Source organism: Streptomyces pathocidini (assembly GCF_001418495.1).
Lineage (GTDB): Bacteria > Actinomycetota > Actinomycetes > Streptomycetales > Streptomycetaceae > Streptomyces > Streptomyces pathocidini.
This window is the reverse complement of sequence record NZ_LIQY01000468.1, coordinates 1-5,872: the sequence shown is the minus strand read 5'-3', so window position 1 is coordinate 5,872 and position 5,872 is coordinate 1. Positions and strand designations below refer to the sequence as shown.

At 71.2% G+C, this 5,872-nt stretch carries 6 protein-coding genes; 4 read left to right on the top strand and 2 right to left on the bottom strand.

What is annotated here, in order from left to right; translation table 11 throughout:
* The 4 genes from AOK16_RS20570 to AOK16_RS20555 form a co-directional block, all read left to right on the top strand.
* Positions 1 to 942 (top strand): B12-binding domain-containing radical SAM protein (locus tag AOK16_RS20570; protein WP_157859284.1); only part of this gene is annotated, 942 nt, incomplete at its 5' end.
* Positions 939 to 1,595, top strand: coding sequence for a dTMP kinase (gene tmk, locus AOK16_RS20565; protein WP_055473668.1), 657 nt, complete (start codon positions 939 to 941; stop codon positions 1,593 to 1,595). The genes AOK16_RS20570 and tmk, both read left to right, overlap by 4 nt.
* Positions 1,596 to 1,636: 41 nt before the next feature.
* Complete coding sequence (locus AOK16_RS20560; RefSeq protein WP_055473667.1) at positions 1,637 to 1,951, top strand: MazG-like family protein; 315 nt, start codon at positions 1,637 to 1,639, stop codon at positions 1,949 to 1,951.
* Positions 1,952 to 2,331: 380 nt separating this feature from the next.
* The gene (locus AOK16_RS20555; RefSeq protein ID WP_055473669.1) at positions 2,332 to 3,147 is read left to right on the top strand and encodes a glycerophosphodiester phosphodiesterase family protein; all 816 of its coding nucleotides are present in this window, start codon (positions 2,332 to 2,334) and stop codon (positions 3,145 to 3,147) included.
* Between the two features lie 86 nt (positions 3,148 to 3,233).
* Here AOK16_RS20555 and AOK16_RS20550 read toward each other — a convergent pair whose 3' ends face one another.
* Together AOK16_RS20550 and fahA are read right to left on the bottom strand one after the other, a co-directional pair.
* Positions 3,234 to 4,316 (bottom strand): ScyD/ScyE family protein, encoded by a 1,083-nt coding sequence (locus AOK16_RS20550; protein WP_157859283.1) that lies wholly within the window; start codon positions 4,314 to 4,316, stop codon positions 3,234 to 3,236.
* 125 nt (positions 4,317 to 4,441) lie between these two features.
* Positions 4,442 to 5,695, bottom strand: a complete 1,254-nt coding sequence (gene fahA, locus AOK16_RS20545; protein WP_055473665.1) for a fumarylacetoacetase — start codon at positions 5,693 to 5,695, stop codon at positions 4,442 to 4,444.
* Positions 5,696 to 5,872 lie beyond the last annotated feature (177 nt).

Sequence of the window (5,872 nt, the reverse complement as noted above, 5' to 3'; positions counted from 1 at the left end):
CCCGGCACCGCCGCCCGGCACCTCGCCCCCGACATCGATGCGTTGCCGTTCGTCGCCCGCCGGTACCTCCCGCATGATCCGTACCGCGCCGACGACGGCCGGATCGAGGCGAACATCGTCGGCAGCCGCGGATGCCCGTACGACTGCGGGTTCTGCGGCGCAGCAGTCTCCGCCAATCCTGACATCAAGATCCGCACTCGCGACCCCGAGAACATCGTCGCCGAGTTGGAGACGCTCAACGCCGACTACGGTGCGACCGCCTTCCGCTTCGTCGACGACCTGTTCCTCGGCGCCGCCCGTGTCATCCGCCCCGCCATGGAAGCGTTCACCGCGCACCGCATAGGCGAACGCTTCTTCTGGGATGCGACCGGGCGCATCAACGTCCTCAACCGCGCCAGCGATGACATGCTCGATACCCTCGCCCGCAACGGGCTACGAGAGGTCGCCCTCGGTATCGAGTCCGGAAGCGACCGCATCCTCGCCGCCATGGACAAGCGCATCACGGCCGAGATGACCGAGGACGTCGCGCACCGCCTGATGGAACGCGGCATCAACGTGAAGGGGTATTTCATCCTGGGATACCCCGGCGAGCAACGCGAGGACCTCGACGCCACAGTGCGCCACATCCACAACTTGTGGGACCTTGCCGACCGGAACCCGGGCACCTTCCGCGCCTCGGTGTTCGAGTTCCGCCCCTACCCCGGCACCCCGGTGTGGCAGCGGCTCCTCGACGCGGGCCACAACGCCGAAGCCATGCTCGCGTACGGCGACGTGGACCTCACCGACCAGGGAGCCGACGAATCCATGCGCCAGCGCGACGAGTTCAACTTCTCGGTGGGTATCCAGTTCGGTGGCGTTCCCTTGCACAAGCTACGCACTACCCTCGCCGCACTCACCCGCGAGCAACACGACCGCAGCCGCCGACAGGGGGCAGCGGCATGACACAACGACCCGGCCGACTCGTCACGCTCGACGGCCCCGGTGGCGTCGGCAAGTCGACCACGCTCGCCGCACTCGCCGAGCGCCTACGTGACCGCGGCGACCAAGTCCACACCACGATCGAGCCCTCAACGAGCGCCCTCGGACAGTTCACCCGAGCCAACGCCGACCACATCCATGGGCGGGCGCTCGCCTGCCTCGTCGCCGCCGATCGGTACGACCACATACGCAACGAGATACAGCCTCACCTTGACGCCGGCGACATCGTCGTCTGCGACCGGTACCTCGCCTCAACCCTCGTTGTACAGCGCCTCGACGGCGTCCCAGAGCCATTCCTGCTCGCTCTCAACGCCGACATTGTGCTGCCCGACCTCGCTGTACTCCTCACCGCCGACCCGCGCACCATCACGCGACGGCTCACGGCCAGGGGTGCGCACCATCGATTCGAGCACCACCCCGATGCCCCGGCCCGCGAGGTCGAGTTGTACGAGCAGGCCGAGCAGACCCTCGAACGGCTCGGCGTGCCCGTCCTCACCGTGGACACGAGCAGCGTCACCCCATCGGAGACAGCCGAACGAATCGGTAACGTGCTGCCCTCGCGGCCCGGTAGCGTCGGCTCACGCGATGGGCTCGACGGCAACATGGCGACCCCATAACGGCAGTACCCGCCCCCCACGGAACACGGAGCACCTCACACATGCACGACACATGGGAGACCATCGACCGACTCGTCGAGTGGCTCGACGAAGAGAGCGGCGTCTCACCCGAGGTGGCCCGTCTGCTGCGCGTTCTCAAGATCAGCGAAGAAGCCGGCGAGGTCGCCGAGGCCATCCAAGGAGTGACCGGCTCCAATCCCCGCAAGGGCAACAGCCACACATGGGAAGACGTACAGGCCGAACTCTGCGACGTCATTTTCACGAGCATGGTCGCACTACGGACGATCACCGCGGACGCCGACAAGGTTTTCACGGAACGCCTCGCCCATGTCGCCGAGCGGTCCCTCGCCCGCTGACCTGCGACGCGTTCCACCCCACCGCCCGCCATGATTCCGGGATCGCGGCGGGCGGGCCCATGCCGGTTCGCTTCAGCACACCCCCGATGCGTCAGGGGGTCGCAGGCCAAGCCCCACTGCTTCGGCGGCATTCGTCCACCCTCGACGTTGGCTCGCATCGAAAGTGACGGTCCGGTGCATCGCCGAAAGCCGATGGCCGGATCGACCGGAGCTGGCACCGGCGTGACCCGCGATCCAGCCCTGACCAGCCGTTCGCCCTGGGGGCGGCGGAGTCTGCCCGGTGGCCTGAGCCCTACGGGTATGCGAAGTGTCATACAGGACATTTCTGTGCACTACGGGTCGTTGGCTGTTCGTTCATCAGGGGGTGGCAGGGTGTGGGCGTGGATCTCGATCAATTCCAGCGACGTCCCCGCGACCCCGGGGCAGCCACCGGCCGGGACACCCGGGTCGTCGCCCACCGCGGGGCCTCCGACGAGCACCCCGAGCACACCCTCGCCGCGTACGAGCAGGCCATCGCCGACGGCGCGGACGCGCTGGAGTGCGATGTGCGGCTGACCCGGGACGCGCGCCTGGTGTGTGTGCACGACCGGCGCGTGAACCGTACGTCCGACGGGCGCGGCGCCGTGTCCGCGCTGACCCTGGACGAGCTGGACCGGCTCGACTTCGGGTCCTGGAAGGGCGGCGGGGCCGAACCCGCGCGGGTGCTCGCCTTCGACGAACTGCTGAACCTCGCGACCTCCGCGCCCCGGCCCGTGGAGCTCGCGGTGGAGACCAAGCACCCGACCCGCTGGGCGGGCCGCGTCGAGCACGAACTGGTCCGCCAGCTGCGGCTGTTCGGCCTGCACCGGCCCAAGCCGGGCGAGCCGCCGCGGGTGCGCCTGATGAGCTTCTCCCGGCTCGCCCTGCGCCGGCTGCGCGCTCTCGCGCCCGAGCTGCCGCTCGTCCACCTCACCGAGCGCCCGCCGCTGCCGGGCCGCCCGCCGGCCCTCCCGACCGGCGTCCGCATCGCGGGCCCCGGCATCGATCTCGTACGGGCCCGGCCCGATCTCGTACCCAGGCTGCGGGCGGCCGGGCACCAGGTGCACGTGTGGACCGTGGACGAGCCGGAGGACGTCGAACTGTGCCTGCGGCTCGGCGTCCACACCCTGATCACCAACCGCCCGCGCCAGGTCCTGGAACAGATCGGCGACCGCTGATCCGAGGCCCGCGAGCGCGGGCGCCCGCGGCCTCAGGGTGTTTCCGCGTTGCCGGCACGCCGGCGGGTGGACGTCCTGGGGAAGGCTCAGCGAGAGCGGATGCGCAGGAGCTGACCGTTGCCGGCCAGGTCGGTGCTGTGGTTGGTGACGTAGATGTCCCCGTTCGGGGTGGACTCCACGCCGGCAGGGTGCTGGAGGCCGTCGCGGGCGAGGACGGTGTGGCTGCCGTCGAGTTCGATGCGGACCAGTCGGCCGACCGGATCTTCGGAGCCGAAGCCCTGCTCGGCGATCTCCAGGACGAGCAGCCTCCCCTGCCGGTCGACGGCGAGGTCGATGATGTTGGTGAACCCGGTGGCATGGACGGTCGGTTCCTCGTACGGGGCGAGCCGCCAGACGCGGGCGGCGCCGACGGTGTATGGCTGGCCGGTCAGCTCGCCGACGTAAAGTGCGCCGTCGCGGCCGCGGACCACCGAAGTGGGGACGGATTCGGCAGCGCCCGGCCCGGGGAGGGCGGCCAGTAGCCGCACGGTGCCGTCGCGGGCGACGGCCAGCACGGCGTTGGCGCCGGAGTCGGCGATGGTGGTGCCGTCTCGGTCGGAGTGGAGAGCGTAGGGGTTGGCGTTGATGAGGTCGCCGTCCGGATTGTGTGCGGCTTCGAATGCCGCGAGGTCGACTCGGGGCCGTACGGTGCCGTCGGGGCGGAGGGTCACCAGTTGGCCGAACGGTCGCCCCGCTGGGCCGAACCCCTGTCGACTGGCAGGGGAACCCGCGAGCCCGAAGATCGCGGCAATCCGCCCGTGGCGGACGGCCAGGTCCTGGATACCGCGGACGATGCCGATGTCGTTGACGGTCGACGGCAGTCCGGTCGCGATGCGGTGCGCTGTGCCGGTGGCCGGCTCATAGGCGAGGACCGCCCCGGTGGGGCCGTAGCACATCGCCAGGTCGCCGCCGGGCTCCGGCACACACGGCCCCGTGCCGCCGAGGCCGGCCTCCGCGACCAGGAGCCGGTCGGCGTGCGGGTCCCACACCAGGTGTCGGGGGCCTCGCAAGTCGTCCCGTACGACCTGGATGGTGGTCGTCGGGGGTGGCCCCGGAGCGGCGGTGGCGCCGACCGTGGTGGGGAGGATCGCCAATACCAGTGCAGTCAGGGAGCGTTGGCGTCTTCTCACGGTCCCCCCCTTCGCCTCCTTCACGGTGGCAGGAAGGGAGGGGGTCGGCCAGTGCGGATTCGGCCACCGTCCGGTTGGGCGGGTGAGGCCGGTGGCGGCCTGTGGGACGCGAGGGGCGGAGGCTGCTACCGGCCTCGAAGCACGGCCTGGCCCGCCGCTGGGGCGATCCGGCCCGTCACCTCGCCCAGGGCTACCACCGCGCCCCCCGGTCCGGGGGCCCAGGCCGTCATGGTGACCTCGTCGCCGTCCTCCAGGAACGTGCGCTTGCCGTCCGGGAGCTCCAGGGGGTCGCGGCCGGACCAGGTGAGTTCGAGGAGGGAGCCGCGCTCGTGCGGCCGCGGGCCGCTGACCGTGCCGGAGGCGAACAGGTCGCCGGTGCGCAGGGAGGCGCCGTTGACGGTCAGATGGGCCAACTGCTGGGCCGCCGTCCAGTACATGGACGAGAACGGGGGCTCCGAGACCGTGTGCCCGTTCAGGGTGACCGTGATGCGGATGTCCAGCGCCGCGGGCGGCAGCTCCGAGTCGTCGAGGTAGGGCAGGAGTTCGCGGTCGCGGGCGGGTGGCGCGACGAAGGCCGCTTCCAGGGCCTCCAGCGGGGTGATCCAGGCGGACACCGAGGTGGCGAAGGACTTGCCCAGGAACGGTCCGAGCGGCACGTACTCCCAGGCCTGGATGTCGCGCGCCGACCAGTCGTTGACCAGGCAGACCCCGAAGACGTGGTCGCGGAAGGCGGACTGCGGCACCCGCTCGCCGAGCGCCGACGGCGTGCCGACGACGAAGCCGACCTCGGCCTCGATGTCCAGGCGCTGCGAGGGTCCGAAGGACGGCACCTCCTCGCCCGGCGCCCTGCGCTGCCCGCTGGGGCGCACGACCGGGGTGCCGGAGACCACGATGGTGCCGGCCCGGCCGTGGTAGCCGATGGGCAGGTGCTTCCAGTTGGGGGTGAGCGGCTCCCCGTCGGGCCGGAAGATCCGGCCGACGTTGGTGGCGTGGTGCTCGCTCGCGTAGAAGTCGACGTAGTCGGCGACCGCGAACGGCAGATGGAGCGTGACGTCGGCCAGCGGGTGCAGGAACGGCTCGATCGCCGGGTAGCCGAGCCAGGTGCGGATGTCCGCCCGTACCGCCCGCCAGACCGGGCGGCCCGCCGCCAGCAGCGCGCCCAGGTGGGGGTGCGCGAGCAGGTCGGAGTGCGCTGAGCCGAGCGCGGTCGCGGCCGTGTGCACGTCCAGCACGTGGTTGCCGTAGCGGACGCCGATGCGGCGGCGGTCGGGCTCGTCGGCCGTGCTGAAGACGCCGTACGGGAGGTTGTGCGGGCCGTACGGGTCGCCCTCGCGGAGGTGGAGCGGGTGGCGCTCGGGCTGTCCGGGCTGCTCGGGCATGGATCGCTGCCTCGCCTTCTGTCCGACGCCTCCCGTCCGGGCGTCCGGGCCCACAGAGTACGACCTGGCGGCGGGGCGCGGGCCGATCGCCGGGGAATACCAGCAGGTGGGAACGGTGGGCAGGATGGCGGGAAATGGGCGGTCCCAAGCGGTAGGAATCGGAACTTCCGCGAGGGT